At 69.9% G+C, this 23,990-nt stretch carries 25 protein-coding genes; 12 read left to right on the forward strand and 13 right to left on the reverse strand.

Annotated elements, in window-relative coordinates; all coding sequences use genetic code 11:
* The first annotated feature begins 65 nt into the window (after positions 1–65).
* Entirely contained in the window at positions 66–1,004 is a 939-nt protein-coding gene (locus tag LF262_RS09535) for a sugar kinase (RefSeq protein WP_235780065.1), read from the forward strand.
* Between the two features lie 16 nt (positions 1,005–1,020).
* Positions 1,021–1,653, forward strand: coding sequence for a bifunctional 4-hydroxy-2-oxoglutarate aldolase/2-dehydro-3-deoxy-phosphogluconate aldolase (locus LF262_RS09540; RefSeq protein ID WP_235780066.1), 633 nt, complete (start codon positions 1,021–1,023; stop codon positions 1,651–1,653).
* Positions 1,654–1,795: 142 nt separating this feature from the next.
* Here LF262_RS09540 and LF262_RS09545 read toward each other — a convergent pair whose 3' ends face one another.
* Together LF262_RS09545 and LF262_RS09550 are read right to left on the reverse strand one after the other, a co-directional pair.
* Positions 1,796–2,170: an acylphosphatase gene (locus tag LF262_RS09545; RefSeq protein WP_235780067.1), complete on the reverse strand. Its 375-nt coding sequence runs from the start codon at positions 2,168–2,170 to the stop codon at positions 1,796–1,798.
* Between the two features lie 3 nt (positions 2,171–2,173).
* Positions 2,174–2,881 carry a phosphatase PAP2 family protein gene (locus LF262_RS09550; protein WP_235780068.1) on the reverse strand — a complete coding sequence of 236 codons (708 nt, stop codon included), beginning with the start codon at positions 2,879–2,881 and terminating at the stop codon, positions 2,174–2,176.
* Between the two features lie 123 nt (positions 2,882–3,004).
* Here LF262_RS09550 and LF262_RS09555 point away from each other — a divergent pair, with 123 nt between their 5' ends.
* Positions 3,005–4,957, forward strand: coding sequence for a glycogen debranching N-terminal domain-containing protein (locus LF262_RS09555; RefSeq protein ID WP_235780069.1), 1,953 nt, complete (start codon positions 3,005–3,007; stop codon positions 4,955–4,957).
* A gap of 37 nt (positions 4,958–4,994) precedes the next feature.
* On the opposite strand, the gene LF262_RS09560 is transcribed toward LF262_RS09555, so the two are convergent.
* Complete coding sequence (locus tag LF262_RS09560) at positions 4,995–5,585, reverse strand: YdeI/OmpD-associated family protein (RefSeq protein WP_235780070.1); 591 nt, start codon at positions 5,583–5,585, stop codon at positions 4,995–4,997.
* Positions 5,586–5,680: 95 nt separating this feature from the next.
* On the opposite strand from LF262_RS09560, the gene LF262_RS09565 reads away from it, so the two are divergent.
* From LF262_RS09565 to LF262_RS09575, 3 genes are all read left to right on the forward strand, one after another.
* Complete coding sequence (locus LF262_RS09565) at positions 5,681–6,406, forward strand: YbhB/YbcL family Raf kinase inhibitor-like protein (RefSeq protein ID WP_235780071.1); 726 nt, start codon at positions 5,681–5,683, stop codon at positions 6,404–6,406.
* 10 nt (positions 6,407–6,416) lie between these two features.
* Positions 6,417–6,956, forward strand: coding sequence for an NUDIX hydrolase family protein (locus LF262_RS09570; RefSeq protein WP_235780072.1), 540 nt, complete (start codon positions 6,417–6,419; stop codon positions 6,954–6,956).
* A 96-nt stretch (positions 6,957–7,052) separates the two neighbouring features.
* On the forward strand, positions 7,053–8,174 hold the full coding sequence (locus tag LF262_RS09575) for a DUF6707 family protein (RefSeq protein ID WP_235780073.1): 1,122 nt from the start codon (positions 7,053–7,055) through the stop codon (positions 8,172–8,174).
* A gap of 108 nt (positions 8,175–8,282) precedes the next feature.
* Here the strand turns inward: LF262_RS09575 and mctP are convergent, their stop codons facing one another.
* The 5 genes from mctP to LF262_RS09600 all read right to left on the reverse strand — a co-directional run bounded on the left by mctP (position 8,283) and on the right by LF262_RS09600 (position 11,744).
* Positions 8,283–9,944: a monocarboxylate uptake permease MctP gene (gene mctP, locus LF262_RS09580; RefSeq protein ID WP_235780074.1), complete on the reverse strand. Its 1,662-nt coding sequence runs from the start codon at positions 9,942–9,944 to the stop codon at positions 8,283–8,285.
* The gene (locus tag LF262_RS09585) at positions 9,941–10,324 is read right to left on the reverse strand and encodes a DUF3311 domain-containing protein (RefSeq protein WP_235780075.1); all 384 of its coding nucleotides are present in this window, start codon (positions 10,322–10,324) and stop codon (positions 9,941–9,943) included. Before LF262_RS09585 ends, mctP begins: the two co-directional genes overlap by 4 nt.
* A 238-nt stretch (positions 10,325–10,562) precedes the next feature.
* A complete protein-coding gene (locus LF262_RS09590) occupies positions 10,563–10,829 on the reverse strand; it encodes a hypothetical protein (RefSeq protein ID WP_235780076.1) in 267 nt (88 codons plus the stop codon).
* On the reverse strand, positions 10,826–11,494 hold the full coding sequence (locus LF262_RS09595; RefSeq protein ID WP_235780077.1) for an RNA polymerase sigma factor: 669 nt from the start codon (positions 11,492–11,494) through the stop codon (positions 10,826–10,828). The genes LF262_RS09590 and LF262_RS09595 overlap by 4 nt, the downstream gene beginning before the upstream one ends.
* 4 nt (positions 11,495–11,498) lie before the next feature.
* Positions 11,499–11,744 carry a hypothetical protein gene (locus LF262_RS09600; RefSeq protein WP_235780078.1) on the reverse strand — a complete coding sequence of 82 codons (246 nt, stop codon included), beginning with the start codon at positions 11,742–11,744 and terminating at the stop codon, positions 11,499–11,501.
* 106 nt (positions 11,745–11,850) lie between these two features.
* Here LF262_RS09600 and LF262_RS09605 point away from each other — a divergent pair, with 106 nt between their 5' ends.
* Entirely contained in the window at positions 11,851–12,561 is a 711-nt protein-coding gene (locus tag LF262_RS09605) for a hypothetical protein (RefSeq protein ID WP_235780079.1), read from the forward strand.
* Here LF262_RS09605 and LF262_RS09610 read toward each other — a convergent pair.
* Positions 12,530–14,035: an FAD-dependent monooxygenase gene (locus tag LF262_RS09610; RefSeq protein WP_235780080.1), complete on the reverse strand. Its 1,506-nt coding sequence runs from the start codon at positions 14,033–14,035 to the stop codon at positions 12,530–12,532. The genes LF262_RS09605 and LF262_RS09610 overlap by 32 nt on opposite strands.
* Before the next feature lie 144 nt (positions 14,036–14,179).
* On the opposite strand from LF262_RS09610, the gene tgt reads away from it, so the two are divergent.
* Positions 14,180–15,481, forward strand: coding sequence for a tRNA guanosine(34) transglycosylase Tgt (gene tgt, locus LF262_RS09615; RefSeq protein WP_235780081.1), 1,302 nt, complete (start codon positions 14,180–14,182; stop codon positions 15,479–15,481).
* Between the two features lie 112 nt (positions 15,482–15,593).
* On the opposite strand, the gene LF262_RS09620 is transcribed toward tgt, so the two are convergent.
* The 3 genes from LF262_RS09620 to LF262_RS09625 form a co-directional block, all read right to left on the reverse strand.
* Entirely contained in the window at positions 15,594–16,724 is a 1,131-nt protein-coding gene (locus tag LF262_RS09620) for an MFS transporter (protein WP_235780180.1), read from the reverse strand.
* A 56-nt stretch (positions 16,725–16,780) separates the two neighbouring features.
* Positions 16,781–16,909 (reverse strand): hypothetical protein, encoded by a 129-nt coding sequence (locus LF262_RS16950; protein WP_268933735.1) that lies wholly within the window; start codon positions 16,907–16,909, stop codon positions 16,781–16,783.
* 133 nt (positions 16,910–17,042) lie between these two features.
* Positions 17,043–18,437: an MFS transporter gene (locus tag LF262_RS09625; RefSeq protein WP_235780082.1), complete on the reverse strand. Its 1,395-nt coding sequence runs from the start codon at positions 18,435–18,437 to the stop codon at positions 17,043–17,045.
* 120 nt (positions 18,438–18,557) lie between these two features.
* On the opposite strand from LF262_RS09625, the gene LF262_RS09630 reads away from it, so the two are divergent.
* The 4 genes from LF262_RS09630 (at position 18,558) to LF262_RS09645 (ending at position 22,318) form a co-directional block, all read left to right on the forward strand.
* A complete protein-coding gene (locus tag LF262_RS09630; protein WP_235780083.1) occupies positions 18,558–19,247 on the forward strand; it encodes a response regulator transcription factor in 690 nt (229 codons plus the stop codon).
* The gene (locus tag LF262_RS09635; protein ID WP_235780084.1) at positions 19,244–20,737 is read left to right on the forward strand and encodes a sensor histidine kinase; all 1,494 of its coding nucleotides are present in this window, start codon (positions 19,244–19,246) and stop codon (positions 20,735–20,737) included. The genes LF262_RS09630 and LF262_RS09635 overlap by 4 nt, the downstream gene beginning before the upstream one ends.
* A complete protein-coding gene (locus tag LF262_RS09640; protein WP_235780085.1) occupies positions 20,730–21,740 on the forward strand; it encodes a TAXI family TRAP transporter solute-binding subunit in 1,011 nt (336 codons plus the stop codon). Before LF262_RS09635 ends, LF262_RS09640 begins: the two co-directional genes overlap by 8 nt.
* Positions 21,741–22,051: 311 nt before the next feature.
* Positions 22,052–22,318 (forward strand): hypothetical protein, encoded by a 267-nt coding sequence (locus tag LF262_RS09645; RefSeq protein ID WP_235780086.1) that lies wholly within the window; start codon positions 22,052–22,054, stop codon positions 22,316–22,318.
* A gap of 35 nt (positions 22,319–22,353) precedes the next feature.
* Here LF262_RS09645 and LF262_RS09650 read toward each other — a convergent pair whose 3' ends face one another.
* Positions 22,354–23,874, reverse strand: a complete 1,521-nt coding sequence (locus LF262_RS09650) for a helix-turn-helix transcriptional regulator (RefSeq protein ID WP_235780087.1) — start codon at positions 23,872–23,874, stop codon at positions 22,354–22,356.
* Positions 23,875–23,990 lie beyond the last annotated feature (116 nt).

Here is a 23,990-nt window from a genome sequence, read left to right on the forward strand (position 1 = left end):
GCACGCTCGTGGACATCACCCCCGAGTGGGGTCTCAGTCGCGAGCAGATCAAAGGATAGGGAGCCATGCCGCACACCTCGAATCCACGCCTGATCACCATCGGCGAAACGATGATGATGGTGACTCCTGCGCGTGCGGAGTCCCTGGCAACGGCCGAAGACGTTCGCCTCCACCCCGGTGGCGCGGAATCGAACGTCGCCTGCCACACTGCGCACCTGGGAATCCCCTCAGCATGGGTCAGCGCCGTCGGCGACGACGTCCTCGGACGCCGGATTGTCCGGTCGGTCGAGGAGCGCGGCGTCGACACCCGGTGGGTGACGTCAGACCCAGATGCCCCCACCGGGGTCTATTTCAAGGACCCGGGCCACGGAGTCCTGTACTACCGGCGTGGGTCTGCCGCGTCCCGGATGAGCCCCGCCACCCTCGCGAGCGTTCCGCTCGAGGATGCCGAGATCGTGCACCTCTCGGGCATCACGCCTGCGTTGTCCGCGACCTGCGCGGCGCTGGTCGACGCCGTGTTCGAGCAGGTCGCCGCCAGCGACGCCACGGTGACCTTCGACGTCAACTACCGCCCCTCCCTGTGGCCCGAGGGTACGGCCTCCGACGTCCTGCGCCAGCTGGCCAACCGGGCGGACGTCGTCCTCGTGGGCCTCGATGAAGCGCAGGCCCTGTGGGGCTGCGGGACGCCGGAGGACGGGCGGGCCCTCCTGGCGGAACCCGACAGGGTTGTGGTCAAGGACGGTGAGGTCGGCGCTACAGAGCTGAGCAGCACCGGAACCGTATTCGAGCCGGCGATCCCCACCGAGGTCCTGGAGGCGGTGGGTGCCGGCGACGCGTTCGCCGCGGCCTACCTCGCAGCCGACCTGAACGGCGCGAGCGCCTCTGATCGGCTCCGTGCCGGCCACGAGCGGGCGAGGCTGGTCCTGCTCTCGATGAGCGACTTCGTCGCAGATCCCCCTCCCGCCGCCGCCACGTCCACTGAGCTCACACACTCCACCGATTGAAAGGACCGGTCTTGCGATGATCGACAACTCAGAGTTCAGCAGCATCTTCGGCGCCGCCCCGCTCATGGCGATCCTCCGCGGCATCGGAGCGGAGAGGAGCCTCGCCGTCTCAACGACTGCCTGGGATCTCGGCATCGACGTGGTCGAGCTGCCCATCCAGACCCCGAACGACCTCGAGGCCCTGCGCGTCGTCGCAGCCGCCGGGCGCGAGAGGGGCAAGGTCGTGGGCGCAGGCACCGTCGTCTCCGTCGAGCACGTTAAGCATGCCATCGACGCGGGCGCCCACTTCACCGTGAGCCCCGGATTCGACCTCGAGGTCGTTCGGGCCTCCTCGGAGGCCGGGCTGCCACCGCTTCCCGGGGTGGCCACGCCGAGCGAAGTCCAGATCGCGCTCAAGGAAGGCCTGACCTGGCTCAAGGCCTTTCCCGCATCCGTGCTCGGCACCGAATGGATCAAGGCGATGAAGGGCCCCTTCCCCGCGGCCAAGTTCGTCACCACGGGCGGGATGCATGCCGGGAACGCGGAGGATTTCCTCGCCGCAGGCGCACGAGTGGTCGCCGTCGGATCCGCCCTGGAGGACCCGGCCCAGCTCCCCAGGCTCGCGGCACTGCTCGGTGCCTTCGTCCAGACTGCGCAGTCGGGGCGGTAGCGATGCTCTCGCAGAGCGATTTACTGGCCTTCGTGGAAGCGAAGCTGAGGTCTTGACAAGCGTGAGGGGTGGGGGCCGGCCTCACCGGTCGTGATCGCAGCCCGCGCGATCGCCCTCCTGCGCGCTACGCCGGGCAGAGGGATCAGAACAGCCGGAATCGGGTGAACTCTCCCGTCGCGGCGCCGATGCTCGCCTCGACCCGTTCCACGCTGCCCGGGGTCTGGTCCGAGCGGAGCCACGCCAGAAGGGCCTCCACGTCCTCGCGCTGGCCCTCGGCCACGACCTGGACCGTCCCGTCGGGCAGGTTGCCCGCCGACCCCACGAGGCCGCGCTGCTCGGCTTCCCCGAGCGTCCAGTAGCGGAACCCGGCTCCCTGGACCATTCCGTGGACCGTGGCCTCGAGCCGTGCCTCAGGCGAATCGGCGGCGTCAGGCGAGTCGGCGGCGTCAGGCGAGTCGGCGGCGTCAGGCGAGTCGGCGGCGTCGTGCGTCTCGTGATGGCGCCGGAAGATTGACATGCCTCAAGTGTCCGCCGAGGCCCGGAAGCCTGCCACCTCCGCAGCTGCCGCGTCCGGGCGGGCGTCGCGGAGCCGGAGCGCGTCGACCCACACGACGGCGGCGAGCACCATCGCGCTGATCGACCAGGAGGCCACAATGTCCGTGAACCAGTGGCGGCCCAGATAGACGTCGCTCGCGGCGACCGCCCCGGCGAGCAGCACGGCACCGAGCGCCCGGGCGGCGAGTCCCCGGATGCTCTCGCGCCTCGCGTAGGCCAGATAGAGGGCCGCGAACAGCAGCGTCAGAGTGCCCGAGGCGTGCGCCGAGGGGAAGGCCGGGCCGTCGGGGCCGCCCACGGCCCCGAACCACGCAGGCGGACGGGCACGGTCCACCCAGTGCCGCGCGCCCGTCACGAGCAGCAGGTCCGCGGCCGAGGCGCCCAGCAGCAGACCCGGCCGCCAGAGCTCACGCCTCCACACGGCCCATACCGCAGCGAGCAGAGCAGCCGCGGCCAGCAGCATGGACGGGGCTGACGCCGCACGCAGCACTTCCGCCACAGACGTCGCAGGTGCCGCGCGGTGGGCTGCCAGCGCATCGAGGACGGGCCAGTCAAGGTCGGCAAGGCCCCAGTCTCCCGCAACCGATTCGAGGAGCCATCCAAACAGCACGAGCCCCGCCGCGCCCAGGACAGCGGCCGCAGCGCGTCTCGTGGATGCGGAGACGTGGACCATCACTCCAGTGTCGCCGCGGCCCGTTGGAGGATCCCGGGAGAAACCTCGGCGCTAGCTGGGAATCGCTGGGGAGGGGCTTCCCCGCCTGTTTCGGATGTCGGTGCCCGGCGGTAGCGTGTCGGCATGAGCCCGCTCCCCCAGCCGTCCCTGCAGCCCTCCCTGCACAGGCAGCACGTGGCCGTGGCCGCTCCGTCGCAGCTCTGGCTCAGCCCAGAGGGCCGCCTTGCGCCGGATCCCGCCGGGCTCACGGGCGTGTTCCACGCGGACACCCGGCTGCTGGACCGGGCGCTGGTGACGGTGGACGGCGGGGAGCCGCAGCCCGTGGGCGTGGTGGTCCGGGGCAACCGGATCACGGTCGAGGGCCTCGCACGGAACATCGCGGGCCCCACCTTGGACCCTGCGGTCCGGGTGGTCCAGGTCTGGACGGTGGAGCCGGGTGCAGTGCGGCACCGGATCGAGCTCAGCACGTCCCTGCCCGAGTGTGCCTGCACGCTCGCCGTACACGTGAGTTCCGACTTTGCTCCGATGGATGCCGTGCGCGTCGGGCGGCCTGGGGAACCTGCGGAGCCCACACACGACGCCGGGCGGCTGGTCTGGGAGCGTAACGACCAGTCGGCTGCGATCACCCCAGCGACGCCCGGTGCGCAGCTCGTGACCTCGATCGACCGGGACTCCGACGACACGGACGGGTTCCCCTCAGGCCACCCGTCCCTCTCGTGGTCTGCGACCCTGCGGCGCGGAGAGCCCTTCCACGCGGAGTGGAGTGCCGCGCTCGAGGATGCGGGCGCCATCGTACGCGCCGCTGCGGATGCCGGCGCAGAGGAGGAGGGCCGGCCGGGTGCCGTGGGGCGTCTGCTGGCGAAGTCCCTCAACCAGCTCGCGGGACTGCGGGTCGCGACCACCCGGCTCCCGGATGCGCCGTTCCTCGCCGCCGGGGCTCCGTGGTACTTCACCCTGTTCGGGCGGGACTCGCTGTGGGCCGCGCGCCTGTTGCTGCCGCTGGACAGCGCGCTGGCCGCGGGGACACTGCACGCGCTCGCGGCGTATCAGGGCACGGAGCGAGCCGTGGAGTCCGCAGAGGAGCCCGGGAAGATCCCCCATGAGATCAGGGCGCGTGAGCTGGTCGTGGACAACGGGCCCGGGGGCGACCAGCTGCGCCTGCCCCCTGTCTACTACGGGACCGTGGACGCCACGGCGCTGTGGCTCTGCCTCCTCGGCGAGCTCTGGCGCACCGGCCGGGCGCCCGACGCGGTGCGACGGCTCCTGCCCGCGGCGCGGCGGGCCGCAGACTGGCTGCTGAATGCCGGCACGGGTCCGCTCGGGTTCCTCGCGTACCGCGACGAGTCGGGCCACGGCCTGAGCAACCAGGGGTGGAAGGACTCGGCGGATGCGATGCAGTTCCTCGACGGGCGGCGGGCCGAGGGCCCGATCGCGCTAGCGGAGGTGCAGGGCTATGCACACCAGGCCGCGCTCGAGGCTGCTGCGCTGTTCGAGGAACTGCGCGAGCCCGGGGGCGGGAAGGGGCTTCGGGGGCAGGCCTCGGCTCTGCGGGACTTCGCGGGCGGGCTGCAGGAGCGATTCCGCGAAGCGTACTGGGTGGACGACGCCGCCGGGCGCTTCCCTGCCATGGCGCTCGATGCCGCGGGCACTCCCCTCGATTCCCCTGGCTCCAACATGGGGCACCTCTTGGGCACCGGGCTGCTCGACGCCGACGAGGCCCGGCTCGTGGTGGACCGGCTGCTGGGTCCCGAGCTGTTCAGCGGGTTCGGGATCCGGACGCTTTCCACGGAGGCCGCCGGGTACTGGCCGCTGAGCTACCATTGCGGCTCAGTGTGGGCGCATGACACCGCGATCGCCGTGCGCGGCATGCTCGCCGAGGGGTTCCGGGCGGAGGCCGCCTCGGTGGCACGGGGGCTGGTCCGGGCATCCGAGTCGTTCGGCAATGGGCTGCCGGAACTGTTCTCCGGGGTCGGGACTGGCGAGTCCGAGCTTGCCCTGGCCTACCCCGCCGCGTGCTGGCCGCAGGCGTGGAGCGCGGCGTCGGCGGTGGTGCTGGCGCAGGCCCTGGCCTCCTGACCTGCTCCCCGCCCGTATGACCGGGCCCAGGCACAGGCTACGGGCGCTTCTTCTGCGGATAGATGGTCTCCTGCCGAGCGAGCATCTCGACATACTCGGCGATCTTGCGTGCCCGCGTCTCGGCCTTCTTGACGGACGTGGTCCGGTAGATTAGGGCATAGCGATGCGTCGACGTGAGCACGTCGAACATCGCCTGGGCCGCGGGCACGGCGGCAATCGCCGCCGCAAGGTCTGCAGGCACCTCGGCGCTGGCTGCACCGTCATAGGCCGTCTCCCACCGCCCGTCGGCCTTCGCGGCCTCGACCGCCGCCAAACCCGCCGGCTCCATCCGCCCCTCAGCTTCGAGCCGGCCCACCCGCTCCACATTGGTCGCAGACCAGCGGCTCTTCGCCCTCCGCGGAGTAAACCGGATCGCCGAGCTTTCGGCGTCCCGGGTGCGCAGCTGCCCATCGATCCACCCGAAACAGAGTGCCTCGAGAACGGCCGGCTCGTACGTCAGTTCCGTGACGGCCCCACCCTTCTTGTGCATCACCAGCCACACACCGGGACTCGAGCGATGGTGCTCGGCAAGCCACTCGCGCCATGCGGAAGCGTCGGGTACCAGGAGCTCTGGAAGATCGAGGGCCATGACGCCAAGCCTTGCGGCGCGTCGTCTAGGGCACAAGGCCCAGGGCACACGGAAGCGCAGCGATGCGACGATAGGTGCATCTGAAAGGACCCTCGATGCTCCGCGCCCACCCCACCCGCTACACCTCGGCCCTGCCCGAGCTCCGCCGGCTGCTCGAGGACATCGGCCTCGTGGCGACCGAGGAGGGCAAGAGCTGGGTGGTGCTCGACGCCGGTAGCGGCCGCGTGCGGCTCCGCTCGGTTTCGGCGGGCTCGCCCGGGGACGGCATGACAGCGTTCAGCGTCGAGATCCGTGAGCCCGGCACCTTCGTGCGGCGCATGGTCCAGGACGGCGGCCGGGCACACGTCGAGGACACCATCACCGGCCCGCGGGTGCGCGTCACAGGTCCGGACGGCTTCAGCTTCCTCGCCGAACCCACGAGCCACGCGGTCACCTCCACCGCGGCAGACCCGAACGTCACTGTGCACATGGAGTGGCTCACTCCGGATGTACCGGGCGCGGCCGCCGCCCTCGCCGCCATCGGGGGCCGCCCCCGCACCGACTCCCCTGGCCAGCGCGATCCCGCAGAGTTCACGGCGAAGAACGGCGGCGTCCTAGCCGCGCGCGGCCACCGCGTCCTCGGTGCGGGCGGGCTCTTCCTCGAGGACGACGGCGATCTGGGCGCCCTTGCCGACCGGCTTGCCTCCCACGGCTGGTCGCCCCAACCCGAAGCCGGGGGGAGCGGGGCGCCGGGGCGAGCAGACGGCGTCGTGCGTCTGCGCGTGCCGACCTCGGACGGAAGCGAAGTCACGATCCTGACCGCCCCCGGCGCCATGCGGTAGAACTGTAGGCATGGCAGTTCGCACCCCCGACCCGTATCCCGGCTGGCTCTCCCCGGAGGACCTCTACGAGGCACGGAATCGGCTGCCCATCCTGTATGTCGAGGCGCTGCCCGTGCGCCTCGACCCGCTCGGGTACGTCAATGAGGTGGGCCTCCTGCTCCAGGCCGACGACGAGGGCAACATGATGCGCAGCCTCGTCTCGGGGCGGGTGCTGTACAAGGAGACCGTGCGCGCCGCGCTCCTGCGCCACCTTGAGAAGGACCTCGGGCCGCTCGCGCTCCCGCAGCTTCCCGTGAGTCCCGTGCCGTTCACCGTGGTGGAGTACTTCCCGTCGCCGTCGCAGACAGGGTTCACGGACGAGCGGCAGCACGCCGTCGCCCTCGCGTACGTGATCCCGGTGGCCGGCGAGTGCCAGCCGCGGCAGGACGCTCTCGAGCTGACCTGGATGTCCCCCGCCGAGGCGCTCAGCGGGCCGGTGCAAATGGAGTTCGTGGGCGGAAAGGGCGAGCTCGTGCGGCAGGCCCTGGCCTTCGCAGGCATCGCCTTGTAGGTTCGCCTTCTGCCCCGCCTCCCGCGCGCCTGAGCCCGGCCGTTACCAACTGTTTATAAGGTAGAGGCGGACCGAAAGCCACCACGGAGGACCCAGATGCATGACAGCTCGGGGCCGCACGAGCGGCCCGGAACCCAGGAGTTCCACGAGATCGACGCCCACGAGCTCAAGCCTGGCCTGCGCCTGCTCCTGCCTGAGGGCGAGGACAGTGCCGAGATTGTCGAGGTGGACACCGTGCTGGACGACTACGGCCGGCCGGCGCTGTATTTTGCGGTCCTCGACAACCACACGAACCTCCGGGTGGCCCATGGGACCCGGGTGAAAATCTTCCGCGGCCGCGTCCCCCGGCCGGCTGATCTGCTATTCTCCGGGCCCACCGCCCCCGCCGAAGGCACCGCGCCAGAGCGCGCAAGCACCCCGCCTGACGCCGAGGCCGGCACGCCCGCGCACGAGGGTGAGCCCTCGCCGTCGCCCGCGGACGTCACCGTGCCTGCGCCGCAGCCACCCGCACCCCGGGCCCCGGCCGAGATCACCCTGGACACCGGGGACGTCGTCATCGTTCCCGGCTCCGCCCCAGCTGGTCCGGAGGGCGCGGACCCCGACCTTCTCAAGCGACTCCCCGCACCCATGGAGAAGCCCGAGGAGTTCATGCGGGCCATCGACCAGGCCCATCCGGGCCGCCAGGCCGTCCACGAGCTCACAGAACGCCTCGCGAAGGGCATCAACGTCAAGTCCGGAGCCTGCCTCAAGGACCTCAAGGACCTCGCGTACGAGCTGTACGTGGGCCAGTCGGACGTGGACAGCGCCCTCAAGGTCGCTGACATTCTGGCGGTGCTGCCCTACGACGGCAATCCTGCCCGCTGGTCCTCGATCGAGGCGGCGCTCGGCCTCGCATCACATCTGGCCAAGGAGCAGGGCAGCACCGAGCGTTCCGAGGTGTACGACGCCCTGCTGCGCAAGCCTGACACCGCGGAATCCGACCCCTTCCGCGCGAAGATGGCCGAGCGGGTGCGCGAACGCATCCTCAACGAGCCGAACCTGTACGACACGGAGATTTCGCGCGCGGTCGAAGCGAAGGACCACGGCGAGGAGCGCGCGTGGCGGATCCTGCGCCTCGCGAACCTCCTCCACCTGCGGGCGCACGGCGGCTCGAAGGCATTTCCCGACGATGAGCTCGACCGGCGCATCGAGGTCGAGCTGGGTGCCATCCGCGCCTAGCCCCACCGGAGCCCGGGAGCCAGAAGGGCGGTTGCAGGCCGCAAGGTGAGGGGTCATATCCCGTGACGCTCACGCCAGGGATATGACCCCTCAACTCAACGCCTGGGGCTAGGCGAGCGGGCTGGTCGGCCCTGCCGTCGCCTCGATCTGCCTCACCTTGGGATCCGTCTCGTCGGCGGCGTAGTCGGACGACCGGGTCTTGTCGATGCCCTGCGGCACCTTGAACGCCCGGAAGACCAGCGTGAGCACCACGGCCACGATCAGGTTGAGCGCGAACGCGGACACCGCGATGTACACAGGGAAGTCCGTGCCCGGGATCGGGGACACCGACCCGCCGAAGTGTGCGTGCGTGGTCGGGTTGACCACGTTGTACGCCGAGATGGTGCCGAAGGCGATGCCGATAGCCCATCCGATCAGCAGCGCCCACCTGTCGAACCAGCGCGTGTACAGGCCACCTACCACGGAGGGGAAGGTCTGCAGGATCCAGATGCCGCCGAGAAGCTGCATGTTGATCGCCGCTGACTGGTCCATGGCGATGACGAACACGAGCGCCCCGACCTTGACCACGAGCGAAACGATCTTGGAGATGTTCGCCTCGGTCTTCGGATCGGCGTCCGGCTTGAAGAAGTCCCGGTACACGTTGCGGGTGAACAGGTTGGCCGCTGCGATGGACATGATCGCCGCCGGCACGAGCGCGCCGATGGCGATGGCGGCGAGCGCGATGCCCGCGAACCACGAGGGGAAGTGATCCAGGAACAGCTGCGGCACCACGAGCTGCGGGTTGGTGGACCCGTCGAGGTCAATCGGTTTGGTCCCGGCCTTGATCGCCACGAACCCGAGCAGCGCGAGGAACCCGAGCATGAGCGAGTACAGCGGGAGGATCGCGGCGTTGCGGCGGATCGTGTTGCGCGCCTTCGAGGCCAGCACGCCGGTCACGGAGTGCGGGTACATGAAGAGCGCCATCGCCGAACCGAGGGCGAGCGTCCAGTACGCCGAGTAGCTGCTCTCGGACGGGATGAACACGCCAGCCGGCTTGCCGGTGGCCTGGCTCACGGTGCCGAGCTTGGTCTGCGCCGCGCCGAAGATCGTGTCCCACCCGCCGAATTTGATCGGCAGGTAGATCACGGCCACGATCACCGCGAGGTAGATCAGCAGGTCCTTGACTACGGCGATCATCGCGGGCGCACGCAGGCCGGACGTGTACGTGTACGCGGCCAGGACCACGAACGCGAGGATGAGCGGCAGGTCGGTCAGCAGGGCGTTTTCCGCGCTTCCCAGGCCCAGGACCGTCAGGACGGCCTTGATGCCCACGAGCTGCAGGGCGATGTACGGCATGGTCGCCACGATGCCCGTGACTGCGACGGCGAGGGACAGCGCGCGGCTCCCGTAGCGCCCACCCACGAAGTCTGCGCTGGTGACGTAGCCGTGCCGGTGCGAGACGGACCAGAGGCGGCTCATGATGATGAAGATGATCGGGTACAGCACGATGGTGTACGGCACCGCGAAGAAGCCGCTCACAGCGCCGGTGGCCCACATGGCGGCGGGCACGGCCACGAAGGTGTAGGCGGTGTACAGGTCTCCGCCTAGCAGGAACCACGTGATCCACGTGCCGAACCCACGCCCGCCCAGGCCCCACTCATCGAGGCTGTGGAGGCCGGTCTCCTCCTTCGACCTGCGCCACCGGGCGGCCATGAAACCCATCACGGCCACGATGAGGAACAGCAGGATCACGATGATGAGCGCGACCCAGTCGATTGAACGGCTGTTCATCGCTTCTCGCCTCCCTCGTCCGTCCGGTCATCGGACGACGCCGCGTGCTTGCCAGCCGCGGTCGAGCCATCTGCACTGGTGTCGTAACTACCGCCCACACCGGGCGAACCGCCGCGGACGACCTCGCGCCGTCGGCGGTCCTCCTTGGTGACGAGCCAGTAGGCGCTCCCGCTCAACGCCGCGGAGATGGGCACCCAGACGAGCTGGTACCAGTAGAAGAACGGCATCCCGCCCAAGCGCGGCTTGTCGAAGGAGTACAGCTGTGGCACGAGCGGGAGCACGATCGCCGCCGCGAGCAGGATGCCCGCCACGACGTAGGGCAGCGGTTTGGCCGGCCCGCGGGTCGGTGTAGCGCGGGTCGGCACGGTGGATCCGGACACGAGGCCTCCTCTGGTCCCGCCCGGCGGGCCCCCCGGGGTGGAGGATGCCGGACGTCGTTCACATGTCCCCCGGGGCATTTGTACCGCGCGACGTGCTGAAGGGGAAGGGGCTGGGCCTAGGAGAGGTTCCCAGGCCGGCTTCGAACTGCCTCAAAAGGGCAGCAGATCCGTTCGGCTGGGGCAGCCGCGTGTGGGCGAGGACCGCGACGGTGGTGCCCGAGGCTCAGCGCCGCCCGGCCTATCCCAGCCGCCGCAGCGCCTCCTCGGGATCGAGGCCAGCGTCTGCGGCAGCGAGCACCAGAAGTGACCGCGCCTCCTCCGCGCAGGCGGCACACGCAGTCAGATGGGCCCGGAGTCCGGGGAGCGTGTCCGTCTCGCCGTCGAGGAGCAGCTCGACGTACAGGTCAACCTGCTCGAAGCAGTCGTCGCAGGAGAGCCACGGCTCGGCGGCGACGGTGAGCCGCTGGAGGGTATCCGGGCTAATGTCCCGGCGGGGCGAAGTCATGGCGTCACCTTCGCAGGCGTGGGCGGTTCGGGCAGGTAACCGGCGGCGCTGAGGTGCCGTCGAAGCCGGGCCCGGGCGTCGTGGAGGGTCTTGTAGAGGGCGTTGCGGGTGGTGCCGAGCCGCTCGGCGAGGACGTCGATCGGCACCTCGTCGATGAGCAGGGCGATGACCACCCGTCGCTGGTGCAGGGTGAGGGCATCGCGAATCGCGGCGTTGACGGCGGCCGAGAGCTCGAGCCCCTCGGCCAGCTGCTCCGGCGAGGTCATCCGGGCCAGCGGCTCGGGCACCGACGTGAGTTCTACGTCCCGGTGCCGCCACAGGTTCCGCCGGACCCCGACCGCGGCGTACAGGATGCCGAACTTGTACGCCCAGGTCGTGAAGCGACTGCGGCCTTCGAAGGTGGGCAGCTTCGCGAGCACCGCCACCATCGCCTCGTCGGCGGCCTCGTTCACGATCTCCTCGACGCGCACGACGCCGATCGGCGGCAGATGCGCGGACATGAGCGAGATCTGGTGGCGGCACGCCTTCGTCAGGAGCGCGTGGAGCTGCGCGAGGGCCTCCTGGTGCCCCGGCCCGGGCGAGCCGAGTAGCGCGACCCAGTCGGCGCCGTCGTGCGCTCCCCCGGCATGGGACGGTGCTGTGCTGGGGGACCTGATCCCGTCCACAGCCTCACCTCTCGGGTCCGAGGTCGAGCGGCCCGGCGATCCGGACCGCGAGCTCCGGCGGGCATCCCCTGTCCACCAGGTTGAGGAGTTCGTGGATGTCGACGCCCCGCGAGGAGGCCATCCGTGCCGCCAGAGTAGCAGTGAACCCGGCCTCGCGGAGCAGGCGGGCGCGCCAGGCCACGATGTGCTGTCCCTCATCACGGGGCACCCCCGCCCCGCTGCGCGTTTCCGCGTCCCACTGAATGCTCATACGTCGTGAGTGTCACCCGGCGGCCATTTCTTACCCCGGTAAGACTGCGGCCTCGGGCGCCACTAAGGGTGCACGGGCGCGAGCCCCCTCAGAGAAGGAGAGCACTATGGAAACCAGAACATCGCGTGGGCGGCTGGGAGCCGTCGCGCTCGTCGCGGCACTGGCCCTCGGCGGCGGGCTCGCCGGCTGCTCGTCGGGCACGACGGCGGCGGGTCACCTCACCCACGATGCCGCGGCCGTGGCCTCGGTGGGTCAGGTGAGTGACAGCTCCGTCCCCGCGGCGCAGATGCGGTTCCGCATGGCGATGCGCCTGCTGTGGAACCAGCACATGGAGTGGACGCGCATGGCGATCACGGACTTCGCCGCCAGCTCAGGCGGCTTCGGCGCAACGGCCGCGCGGCTCCTGCAGAATCAGGCCGACATCGGCAACGCCATCAGGCCCTTCTACGGCGATGCGGCGGCAAACCGCCTGACCGGGCTGCTCGAGGAGCACATCAACGGCTTCGTCGCGCTCCTGCAGGCCGCCAAGTCCAATGACTCCGCGGGCGTGCAGACGGCGACCGCGGCGGTGTACGCGAACGCCAACGCGATCGCCGACTTCCTCTCCTCGGCCAACCCGAAGAACTGGCCGCAGGCGACCCTACGAGACATGATGAAGGGCCACATCGACCAGACCATCGTGTACGCGACCGACGAGCTCACCGGCAACTACGCGCCCGGGATCACGGCCTACGACCAGGCCGAGGCGCACATGCTCATGCTTGCAGACCTCCTGAGCACCGGAATCATCGCCCAGTTCCCGGGCGCGGTGCGCTGACGTCTAGCCCGAACCATCTGGCCAGCGCCTCCGTGAGCCCGGAACCGTTCGGTTCTCCGGTCCAAGCGGCGTAGCCGTCCGGCCGCACGAGCACGGCATCGGGAGCCTGGACTTCGCCGACCACGGGAAGATGCCACGCGCCGTGGTATGCGGCGTCGACGAGCTGGACCCCGTCCGGCCGCGGCGCCCCGTCCAGCGCGCCGCGCCCGGCGAGATTGAGCAGCACAGGGCGGCCCTCGCGGAGGAGTTCGAACATGCGGCACGGCCCGTCGGCCGTGACGAGGGCCAGGTCGGGCATGCGGCGCCCTACCAACGGATGCCCCTCGTCCGAGGCGCCCAGATCATAGCGGATGTCGAGACCGGACTGCAGGCCCGCGTAGCTCCGGCGAGGCTCATCCATGGCGAGCAGCTCAGTCATCGTGCCGCGGAGGGCGTCCATCCGCGCGTCGCGGCGGGTGAGTGCCGTCTGGGCCATCGTGGCCTGCAGGACGCGGGCCGCGACCGCGTGCCGCTCCGCATGATAGGTGTCCAGCAGGCTCTCCGGCGAGGTGCGCGTGACCACTTGTGCGAGCTTCCAGCCGAGGTTCACGGCGTCCTGCACGCCCAGTCCGAGGCCTTGGCCACCCACCGGGTAGTGCACGTGGGCGGCGTCCCCCGCGAGCAGAACGCGCCCCTTCCGATACGCCTCGGCCTGCCTGGTCATGTCTGTGAACCGGGAGATCCAGGTGGGGCTGTGGATGCCGAAGTCGGTGCCCCAGATCGAGGCGAGGGCCCCGCGGACGTCGTCGAGGGTCGGCTCATCCGCCTGCCCAACAAACTTCTCCGTGAGGACGACGCGTACCCGCGGGCCGCCGCCAATCGGCCCGATCGCCTGCGTTCCTTCCTCGGTGTACCGGATGCTGCGCTGAGGCTGTTCGTCCACCTCGGCCTCCGCGATGAGCGAGCTGACCGACGGGTCCCAGCCCGGGAACCCGATGCCCGCGGACTTGCGCACGAGGCTGCGGCCGCCGTCGCACCCCACCAGATAGTCCGCCCGCAGCTCCGCGCCGTCGGAGAGGCGCACGACGACGCCGCCCGACTCCTGGGTGAAGGCCGTTACCTTGCGCTCCCGGAGGGTGGGAACGCCGAGTTCTTCGACCCACTCGCCCAGGATGCGCTCGATCTCGCCCTGCCCAAGCGCCAGGCTGTAAGGGTGGCGCGTGGGAAAGTCGCTCACGTCGAGCGGGATCCCGGCGAAGCCCGTGATCTGCAGGGTCTGGCCGGCCTCGAGGAACCGCTCGACGACGCCGCGCATGTCAAGGACCTCGAGGGTCCGCGAGTGCAGGCCGCCGGCCCGGGAGCCCTCGACCTTATGGGTGGCGCGGAGCTCGACGATCACGGTGTCGACGCCCGCCAGGGCGAGCTCCGCCGCGAGCATCATCCCCGTCGGTCCGCCGCCCGCTATGACCACCTGATGGTTCTCCGCAGTGTCCACAGCCAGCATTGTCACTCCGCCGGGAGCCTCTGCGGGAAGCCCTGCCGCCGTGCCGCCAATAGTTTCAAAGTGAGGGCGCTGAGAGGTCAGCGGCGAGCGATCAAGTGATCTTCGCGCGGGGGACCTCGGTGGCAGACTAGACGGGTGCCAGATTCCGCCCCCGCGCCCGCCGTGCCTGTCCCGAGCCCCCGGGCCCACCCTCGCCAGTCCGAATTCTCCTTTGAGGTGGGCACACGCCTTGTTGGGCCGGACGGCGCACCCTCGCTCGGGCGCACCGGGACGATCACGACGCCGCACGGCACCGTCCAGACACCGGCGTTCATCGCGGTGGGCACGAAGGCGACAGTGAAGGCGGTCCTGCCGGAGTCGATCGCCGAGCTCGGCGCGCAGGCGGTTCTCGCCAACGCCTACCACCTGTACCTCCAGCCGGGCGCGGACATCCTCGACGAGGCGGGCGGGCTGGGGACGTTCATGAACTGGCGGGGCCCCACGTTCACGGACTCGGGCGGGTTCCAGGTCATGAGCCTCGGGTCCGGGTTCAAGAAGGTCATCGACATGACGGGCCCCCGGAGGGATGGCACAGCCCACGGCGCTGCCAGCGCCGATGATGCAGTCGCCCCGGGCAAGGAGCGTCTGGCCCACATCGACGACGACGGCGTGTGGTTCAAGAGCCACCTCAACGGGGACCGGCACCGGTTCACACCGGAGATCTCGATGCAGGTCCAGCACCAGATCGGCGCGGACATCATGTTCGCCTTCGACGAGCTCACCACCCTCCATAACTCGCGCGGCTACCAGGAGGAGGCGCTCGAGCGGACCAGGAAGTGGGCGGAGCGCTGCGTCGTGGAGCACTTCCGGCTCACCGACGAGCGCGCGGGCAAGCCGTACCAGGCTCTCTTCGGCGTGATCCAGGGCGCGCAGTACGAGGACCTGCGCCGCAAGGCCTGCCACGACCTCGGGGCGATGCCGTTCGACGGGTTCGGGATCGGCGGCGCCCTCGAGAAGGAGAACCTGGGCACGATCGTGGGCTGGTGCTCGGAGGAGCTCCCCGAGGACAAGCCGCGGCACCTGCTGGGGATCTCCGAGCCGGACGACATCTTCGTGGCCATCGAGGCCGGCGCCGACACGTTCGACTGCGTCTCCCCCACCCGCGTAGCCCGCAACTCCGCCTTCTACACCGCCGAGGGCCGCCTCAACCTCTCCGGCGCCAAGTACAAGCGGGACTGGGGCCCGCTCCAGGACGGCTGCGACTGCTACACGTGCGCCAACTACTCGCGCGCCTACATCCGGCACCTGTACAAGGCGTCCGAGATGCTCTCGCACACGCTCATCTCGATCCACAACGAGCGGTTCGTCGTCCGTCTGGTCGATGATGCCCGCCACGCGATCGAGGACGGAACGTTTCACGAGTTCAAGGCCGAGACCCTGGGGCGGTACTACCGCTGACCTCCCACCACCCCCGTTGAGGGGTCATGTCCCTGCGCGGGCCGTCCCGACCGTAGGAATGCCTGGCGCCACGCACGACGCCGGCCGGCGCACCCCCCGCCGCGCGCGCACCTCAGTGGTGCCGCGCCGCGGCCCGGACGGCAGCCGTCGTGCCGACGATGAACGCGAGCACCGACCCCGCCACCACCGCCAGCGGAAGCGTCCAAGACCCGGACGCGGAGTGGATCCACCCGAGCAGCGTCGGCGCCGCGGCCGCCAGGCCGTAGCCGGACCCCTGGACAATCGCGGACATTCGCCCGGCAGAGACCTGGTCCCGGGCGATCACATTGATCTCTGTGAAGATGAGGGTGATCCCGCCGCCCTGCGCGGCACCGCCGAAGGACGACCACAGGGGCCACAGCTCGGGTGCCACGAGGAGCCCCACGGGCACCGAGATCCAGAGGACACCGAGAAGCGCCACGGTCGTCATGGCCCCCGCATAGCGTGCGAGGAGCGGCGCGCCGAGGGCGCCGAGAATCGCGACGATCTGGAAGAGGGATGCGCCCGCACCGGCCGCGGACGGTGTCAGGCCGAGCTCATCGCTCAGGAGGCTCGGGAGCCAGGCCGTCAGCCCATAGTAGGAGAACGCCTGTCCCCCGAAGCCGAGGAGGAGGGCGATGGTCACGGCGGCGAAGCTGCGGCGCGCGGGCGCGGCGGCGCCGTCGTGTGCTTGGGCCTCGGATGCGACCGGCTCGGGCCTGAACGCGCGCAGCCCCGTGGCGGCGGCCCAGAACCCTGCCGCGACCGCCGCGAACACGGCGCTGCCCGCGAGCGCAACGCGCCAGCCGGTCGCCTCGGCCAAGGGCGCGGTCGCCACGGAGGTCACGAAGGAGCCGACGTTGAGTGCCGCCGTGTAGACGCCCATCGCCATGCCCTGGCGCTCCTTGGTGAAGTCGCGCCGGATGATGAGGGGCACCGCGATGTTCCCGATCGTAATGGCGACGCCGAGCAGCGCCGTTCCGAGCATCACCACCGCGGTGCCATCCACCGAGCGGATCACCACACCCGCCAGCACCCCAGCGAGAGTCAGCGTCACCGCCACCTCGGCCCCGAGCTTCCGCGCGGTCAGGGACGCCAGCGGCGCTGCGAGTGCGAAGCACAGCACGGGAATGCCCGTGAGCAGGCCGAGCTCACCCGGGGTGAGGGCGAGATCGGCGGACAGCGGCTTCGCGACTGGGGCCACCGCAACGAACGGGCCTCGCATGTTCACTGCGATGAGCCCGATGGCGACGAGGAGCAGCCAGACGGAGGATGCGCGCCTCACAGAACCAGTGCCGCTTCCCCCTGCGCGGCACCGTAGCTGGGCACGGCATGCTCGATGGCCATGGCCGCGAGGACGATGCCGTGGACGGGGCTGCCGATGGACGCGTAGCGCGGCGGGGAATTCACGGCAGGTATTCTCCCACGGCCAGCTGGAGCGCTGGTGATGCGTTGTCGAGCCGACGCACAGCCCCGCTCACGCGAGTGCCCGCGGCCCCCAGCAGCCGCGAGCACCCGGGATCTGGTGGGCACACGCCCAGGGTCAGCGGATCCGCGCGCCAGAGCGGCCGTCGTCGTCCGCTGGGGCGCCGACCGGATCGACAGGTGTGAGGTCCTCGTCGAGGTGCGTCTCCTTCTGCTTGTTCGGAAGGAAGAAGACGTACACGACCAGCGAGACGAGGATCGTGACCGTCACATAGGTGAACAGCCACTCCTTGTGTCCGGCGCTCGAGAGCCATTCGCCGATGAACGGCACCGTCCCGCCGAACAGGGAGTTAGCAATCGCGTAGCCGAGGCCCACGCCCAGGGCGCGGACCGATGCGGGGAACAGCTCGGCCTTCACGATCGCGCTGATGGACGTGTAGTTGATGACGATCATGAGCGCGGCGAGCATCAGCAGGAACGCGATGAACGGATCCTTGACCCCGGCGAGGGTGGACATGATGGGCCAGGTGAAGATCGCGCCCAGGACGCCGAACACGATGAGCTGTGCTTTGCGGCCGATCTTGTCCGAGAGCAGCCCGAACAGCGGGTGCAGGATCATGTAGACGAACAGCGCCCAGAAGTTGATCACCGAGGTCTGCGTCTTCGGGATGTGGGAGACGTTGTTCATGAAGCTGAGGATGTAGGTCGTGTAGAGGTAGAACGCACACGTTCCGCCCATGGTGAGGAACACGACGATCACGAACGGCTTCCAGTGCTTCGTGAAGAGCAGCTTGAGGGTGCCGGGCTGGATTGCCTCGAACTCCCCGCCCTTTGCCGCCGCCACCTGCTCCTTTGAGATCGTCTCGTCCATGGTGCGGCGCAGCCACAGGACGATGAGCGAGGCAACGGCGCCGATGAGGAACGGGATGCGCCAGCCCCAGCCCTTGAGGTCCGCGTCAGAGAGCACGTTCTGCAGGATCACGAGGGTCAGGAGCGCGAGCACCTGGCCTCCCACGAGCGTCACGTACTGGAAGCTCGAGAAGAATCCTCGCCGCTTGGCCGTGGCGACTTCGGACATGTAGGTCGCGGCCGTGCCGTACTCGCCGCCCACCGAGAAGCCCTGGAGGAGTCGCGAGAGGTATAGGAGCACCGTGGACCACACGCCGATCTGAGCGAGGCCCGGCAGCACGGCGACGAGGAGGGAGCCCACGCCCATGAGGCTCACGCTGAGGGTGAGCGCGGCCCTGCGGCCACGCCGGTCGGCGTACCGGCCAAAGAACCACGAGCCCACCGGGCGCATGAGGAAGGTCAGGGCGAACGTCAGGTACGCGTCGATCTGCGCCTGGACGGGATCCTTGGCGTTGAAGAAGTAGGTCGCGAAGTACGCCGAGAACGCGGCATAGACGTACAGGTCGTACCACTCGATGAGGTTGCCCGCGGACCCCTTCAGGGTGTTGGTGATGGCGCGCCGCGTCGCTGCGGCGCCACCACCGCGAGTCTGTGCAATGGTCATGCCCTCGACGCTAGGGGTGACGCCGGACACAGCCCAAGCCGGGCGGACAAGTCCTAACACTTCCTTAAGTCTTGGCCACAGCGGGTAGTCTCGGCCGTGGACAGCGGAGGGAAACGGGCTATGCGGGTGCTGATCGTCGAGGACGACGACGCCATGGCCTCGGCGCTGCTGGCGGCGGTGGCCTCGGCCGGCCACCGGGCCACCCGCGTGAGCCGGGGTGCGGATGCGCTGCTCTCCCACCGGGAGCATGACGCGATCCTGCTCGACCTGGGCCTGCCGGACATGGATGGCCTCGAGGTGCTGCGCAAGCTCCGGCAGGTGAGCCTGGCACCGATCCTGATCCTCACGGCGCGCGACGACGAGCGCAGCGTTGTGCTCGGCCTGCGCTCCGGCGCGGACGACTACCTCGTCAAACCGGTCAAGCTGGCCGAGCTCCTGGCCCGCATCGAGGCGGTGGGCCGTCGCGCGGCCCGGGCCGGCGGCACCGAGCCGCCTGGGTTCGAGGTCGGCGAGGTGAGCATCGACCTGCACAGGCGCGTGGCCGCCGTCGGCCGCCGGGAACTGAACCTCACCGCGACCGAATTCGAGCTGCTCGCGCTCCTGGCCCGCAACGCCGGCTCGGTCGTCACCCGCGAGCAGATCCTCGACACGCTGTGGGGTGACGCCTTCGTCGCCTCGTCGCGGTCCCTCGACGTCCACCTGACCGGGCTGCGCTCCAAGCTCAAGCTGCCGGGCTTCATCATCAACGTCCGCGGCGTCGGGTACCGGGTCGAGGGACCCCCGGGCCGGGGGCCCGAGGACCAGCCGTGAGGCTGCGGGTCTTGGGCATCCTGAGCCTTTTCGCGATCATCGTGGTCGTGGCAGTGTCTGCTGCGATCCTCGCCTCCGTGGGCCGCGAGCTCACGCAGGAGCTGCAGATCAGCCGGGTAGCGGCCCTGAACCGATTCGCGCAGGTGGCCGACGACGCCGCGTCCAGCGGAGACACCGTCCCGCTCCAGCGCGAGATGGACCGGTACTCGGAGCTCTACGGCGAAGGCGTGGTGGTGCGCACGCCGCAGGCCACGCTCACCTCCGCCGGCCTCAGCGCGGACCGGCCAGACGTCCGGGATGCCCTCGCCCGCGCCCGACTGAACCTCAACGACACCACGCTCGCATCAGTGCAGCCGCTCGGCCCGGGCTCCGAGGTGGTCGCGCGCTCGTTCGGCACAGCGAGCCAGGTCCTCGGGGAGGCCGCGCTCGAGGTCGATCTGAGGACCGCCCAGCAGACACTGCGGGAACGCTGGCTCCTCGTGGTCCTCGGGGCGATCGCGGTCGCGGCCCTCCTCGTGGCCGGCGCGGAGCGGGTCACCGTCTGGGTACTGCGGCCCGTGCACCGGCTCACGGCCGCTGTTGCCGATTTCGAGGAGACCGGGAGGCCCATGCGGCTGCGCGAGGAGGGTCCGCCAGAGCTGCAGCAGCTCTCGCGGGCCTTCTCGGCCATGGCCGAGCATGTCGGGGCGAGCATGGAGGCGCAGCGCCAGCTCATCGCGGACGCGTCCCACCAGCTCCGCAACCCCATCGGGGCGCTGCGGCTGCGCACCGACCTGCTGGGGCTCGCCCTGGAAACCCCGGCGCAGAAGGCCGCCGCCGCAGGCATGACCCGTGAGCTCGAGCACGTCGAGGAGATTCTCGACGGCCTCCTGCGGCTGGCCTCGGCCGAGCACCGGGCGCGCGAGGGCGCCATCCCCGGCGGCGGGACGCTCGGAGAGCGTGCGGGGGTGCTGGACGTGTGGGCGGTGCTCGCCGAGGCCGTGGAGCACACCATGCCCGCCGCGGAGCTCGCCGGCGCACGTCTCGAGCTCGCAGACGCGCCTGCGCAGCCGGTCCGGGTCCTCGCGAACCGTTCCGACCTGGCGGACCTCATCGGCGAGCTGCTCGAGAATGCCGTCAAGTACGGGACCATGGGCGGTGGCTCTCCGGCGCACGTCCGGGCCGCCGCCTCCCTGCACGGCACGAGCGCCGTGATAGAGATTGCTGACCGCGGCCCCGGCCTCACCCCCGAGGAGAGATCCGCCTCGACCACACGGTTCTGGCGCTCGCCGCGCCACCTTGGGACGCGCGGCACGGGCCTCGGCCTGTCCATCGTCGACCAGCTCGCGACCGCCAACGGCGGCCGACTCGTTCTCGCTGACGCGGAGCCCCATGGGCTCGTCGCCCGGGTCGAGTTCCCCGTCCTTCGCCGGGACGCTGCCCCGCACGACGCCGGCCCCTCCGGCGGCGCGGACCTCACCGGCGTCCAGGGGGAGGGAACCGATGCGTGAACTCCCCCGCTTCGCAGACACCGCCTCCTCCCCACCGAGGGTCCTCACGCGCAGGGCCATCCTGCGCACAAGCGTGACTGCGGGAGGCCTAGCCCTGGTCGGCGCCGCCACAGCGGCCTGTGCCCCGAGTCCCGTCCTTGACTCCATATCGGTGGCGGGAGGCGAGCAGGGCGGCTTCTACCTGGAGTTCGCCACACTCCTGGCCCACTCCCTCGAGCGCCATGGTGTGGCCGCACATGCCTCGGCAGTGGAGACCGGCGGCAGCCTGGACAATCTCGATCGCCTAGCCCAGGGCCGGGCCACGCTCGGGATCTCCCTCGCGGACACTGCGGCAGACCGCATTGGCGCCCACGCCTCGTCGTCTTCGCCCGGCACGCCACGGCTCGTGGCGCTCGGGAGGGTATACGAGAACTATGTGCACTGCTTGGTGCGCGCGGACAGCGGGATTGCGGCAGTCACGGACCTCGCCGGGCGCAGGGTCGGTGTCGGCGCGACGGGGGCAGGTACCAGCTTCACCGCGCATCGGCTGCTCGAGGCCGCCGGGACCGTGGTCCAGGAGAACACTCTCGGGCTCAACCAGGGGCTCGCAGCCCTGCGCGAGCGCGCCATCGACGCCCTGTTTTGGTCCGGCGGCGTGCCCACCGCCGCAGTCGCCGCCACGGCACGGGAGGTGGGCCTCGCCCTCTTGGACCTCTCAGCCCTGGTCGTGCCCACGCGCACACGATTCGGGGAGTACTACGAGCGGGTCCGTGTCCCCGCCGGCGCCTACCAGGGCATCCCGTCCACGTGGACGGTCGGCGCCCCCAACCTGCTGCTGTGCCAGGAAAGCCTCTCTGCAGACGCCGTCCGTGCCACGGTCGAGCTGCTGCTCAACCATGCGAGCGAGCTCGTGCCGACCTCAAGCCTCGGCGTGCAGTTCCTGAGCCCGGAGACCCTCATCAGCACCACCGGGATCCCGCTTCACTCCGCGGCAGCAGAGGCCTACCGGGCGTTCCACCGCTGAGCCGGAAACGAGCAGCGAGCGCAAAGACGTTATTGAACACGAGTGCCGCCGACGACGGCACCCGGCTGCCGCGCCCCGCTCACCCCCGCGTCGTGCGTGAGGAGGCGCACGACGTCGTCCTTCCGCGCTTCCGCGGCAATCACGACGGCGGCCTGGCCCGATGCCTGCTGCCTTCCCGTGCTCGGAGACGGCCACACGCGGGATCCCGCTGCCTCTCCCGCTCCCTGAATTCCGCGGTCTTTCGGCGTATGGTGAAGGTGCGAGATGAATCACATCGGGTTCCCCGGAATCCGTCGCCTGGGGAGGACATCATGGGCCTTTTCAAGAAGCACGAGCAGCCCGCGGTCGAGGCCGAGAAGGGTACAGGCACAGACGTTCCCTCCATGCATGCCGAGAGTGGGCCGGGAGGGCACCAGGCGGCGACCCGCAAGCCGAAGAGGGAAGCCCACGCCTTCAGGCAAGTGCCTCCGTGGGAGATGAACGAGGAACTCGCGGAACGTATCGCGATGCGCGCCTACGGCGACGAGGACCATGATGGAAAGCCGGATATCCCGGCACGTCCGTTCCCGGGCTTCTGACGAACACGATGATGACCAACACCGTGCTCTGATGCTCAGGCGCCCGAGTGCGCCTCGAGGAACGAGTAGACCTCTGTCTCGTCCACGCCCGGGAACGCGCCGGGCGGCATGGCAGCAAGCAGGTGGGAATGCGCCCGGGCGGACGGCCACGCGTTGCCGGCCCAGTGGTCGCTGAGCTCGGCCGGCGGGCGGCGGCAGCAGTCCGGATCTGGGCAGCGCGAGACGGCACGCGACGTGGTCTCCCGGCCGCGGAACCACTTCACGTGGTGGTACGGGACGCCGACGCTGAGGGAGAACTCGCCGCTCGCACTGCGCTCCGTACGTGCGGTGCACCAGAAAGTGCCATTGACCGTGTCGGTGTACTGGCTGTACGAGCTGAACTTGTCCGGCACGTCGAACACGGCGCGGCTCGTCCAGGCCTTGCAGGACGGCTGCCCCTCGATGGCACCTGTGTGGTCCATGGGGAAGTTGACCCCGTCGTTCTCGTAGGCCTTGTAGATGATGCCGGACTTGTGGGTCTTCTGGAAGTGAGTTGTGATGCCTAGGTGCTGGGTGGCGAGGTTGGTGAACCGGTGGGCGGCGGTCTCATAGCTCACGGAGAAGGCGTCGCGGAGGTCGTCGACCGAAATCTCCTTGGCGGCCTTGGCCCGCGAAAGGAACTCGACGGTGGTCTGCTCGGGGAGCAGGAGTGCTGCAGCGAAGTAGTTGGTTGCGACGCGTTGGGCCAGGAAGTCCCCGTAAGAGCGCGGGGTTCCGTGGCCCAGGACGTAGTGGCCGAGGGCCTGGAGCAGCACGGAGCGCGGATCGTGGTCGGAGCGCTGGTTGTGCGTGAGGTAGATCCGGCGGTTCTTCAGATCGGTCACGCTCCTCGTCGAGTGGGGCAGGTCCCCGACATGATGGAGGGTGAAGCCGAGGTGCGCAGCGATGTCGGAGATCGTGTGCTGGCTCAGCGGACCTGACGTGTGTCCGACCTGGGCAAGGACCTTCTGCGCCTCCGCCTCGTATTCCGCGAAGTAGTTGCCCCGCTCGCGCATCATCTTGCGCAGCTCCCCGTTGGCCCGTCGGGCCTCCTCAGGGGTGGCGATCTGCTCGTTCATCTTGCGCTCGAGCTCGCGCAGTAGCCCCAGCTGCGACTCGAGGACGTCGATCGGCATGCGCGAGCTGATGCGGATCTTGGGAAGGTTGAGGTTCTCGTACAGGGGGCTGCGCTGGTAGCGCTCGAGCTCGATCTCGAGTGCGGCGCGCCGGCTCGGCGGCTCGGTGCCGAGGAGGGAATCGATGCCGACGCCGAGAGCACCCGCGAGCTGCTGGAGCAGGCTCAGCTTCGGCTCGCGCTTGCCGTTCTCAATCAAGCTCAGCTGGCTGGCGGCGGCACCCACGGCTGCCCCGAGCTCGTCGAGCGTGAGCCCCGCGGCCTTGCGGAGGTGGCGGACGCGCCGGCCCAAGCTGATGACATCGACGCTGTTGCCCTTCCCAGGTGCGGGGGCGGCGGCCGCAGCGGGGCGGGCCCAAGAGGCTTGACGAGGCATTTCTTGAGGATACGTGAAGATTTGCATTTCTTTCCAGTGCTTTTCCCTGTTGATGTGCTTGCAGACACGGAAAAGTTGTTCTCACGAAGAACGAAACGGTGGTCGAGCGAAGCCGATACCACCACGGCCCGGAAGGGCCGAAG

Source organism: Sinomonas notoginsengisoli (genome assembly GCF_021554725.1).
Taxonomy (GTDB): Bacteria; Actinomycetota; Actinomycetes; order Actinomycetales; family Micrococcaceae; genus Sinomonas; species Sinomonas notoginsengisoli.

Coding starts and splice junctions, on each gene's coding strand:
- LF262_RS09650 (WP_235780087.1), bottom strand. CDS start 23,874: ATGCAAATCTTCACGTATCCTCAAGAAATGCCTCGTCAAGCCTCTTGG.
- mctP (WP_235780074.1), bottom strand. CDS start 9,944: ATGAACAGCCGTTCAATCGACTGGGTCGCGCTCATCATCGTGATCCTG.
- LF262_RS09565 (WP_235780071.1), top strand. CDS start 5,681: ATGCTCCGCGCCCACCCCACCCGCTACACCTCGGCCCTGCCCGAGCTC.
- LF262_RS09535 (WP_235780065.1), top strand. CDS start 66: ATGCCGCACACCTCGAATCCACGCCTGATCACCATCGGCGAAACGATG.
- LF262_RS09625 (WP_235780082.1), bottom strand. CDS start 18,437: ATGACCATTGCACAGACTCGCGGTGGTGGCGCCGCAGCGACGCGGCGC.
- LF262_RS09570 (WP_235780072.1), top strand. CDS start 6,417: ATGGCAGTTCGCACCCCCGACCCGTATCCCGGCTGGCTCTCCCCGGAG.
- LF262_RS09640 (WP_235780085.1), top strand. CDS start 20,730: ATGCGTGAACTCCCCCGCTTCGCAGACACCGCCTCCTCCCCACCGAGG.
- LF262_RS09630 (WP_235780083.1), top strand. CDS start 18,558: ATGCGGGTGCTGATCGTCGAGGACGACGACGCCATGGCCTCGGCGCTG.
- LF262_RS09645 (WP_235780086.1), top strand. CDS start 22,052: ATGGGCCTTTTCAAGAAGCACGAGCAGCCCGCGGTCGAGGCCGAGAAG.
- LF262_RS09540 (WP_235780066.1), top strand. CDS start 1,021: ATGATCGACAACTCAGAGTTCAGCAGCATCTTCGGCGCCGCCCCGCTC.
- LF262_RS09600 (WP_235780078.1), bottom strand. CDS start 11,744: ATGAGCATTCAGTGGGACGCGGAAACGCGCAGCGGGGCGGGGGTGCCC.
- LF262_RS09550 (WP_235780068.1), bottom strand. CDS start 2,881: ATGGTCCACGTCTCCGCATCCACGAGACGCGCTGCGGCCGCTGTCCTG.
- LF262_RS09555 (WP_235780069.1), top strand. CDS start 3,005: ATGAGCCCGCTCCCCCAGCCGTCCCTGCAGCCCTCCCTGCACAGGCAG.
- LF262_RS09560 (WP_235780070.1), bottom strand. CDS start 5,585: ATGGCCCTCGATCTTCCAGAGCTCCTGGTACCCGACGCTTCCGCATGG.
- LF262_RS09545 (WP_235780067.1), bottom strand. CDS start 2,170: ATGTCAATCTTCCGGCGCCATCACGAGACGCACGACGCCGCCGACTCG.
- LF262_RS09590 (WP_235780076.1), bottom strand. CDS start 10,829: ATGACTTCGCCCCGCCGGGACATTAGCCCGGATACCCTCCAGCGGCTC.
- LF262_RS09605 (WP_235780079.1), top strand. CDS start 11,851: ATGGAAACCAGAACATCGCGTGGGCGGCTGGGAGCCGTCGCGCTCGTC.
- LF262_RS09575 (WP_235780073.1), top strand. CDS start 7,053: ATGCATGACAGCTCGGGGCCGCACGAGCGGCCCGGAACCCAGGAGTTC.
- LF262_RS09620 (WP_235780180.1), bottom strand. CDS start 16,724: ATGCGAGGCCCGTTCGTTGCGGTGGCCCCAGTCGCGAAGCCGCTGTCC.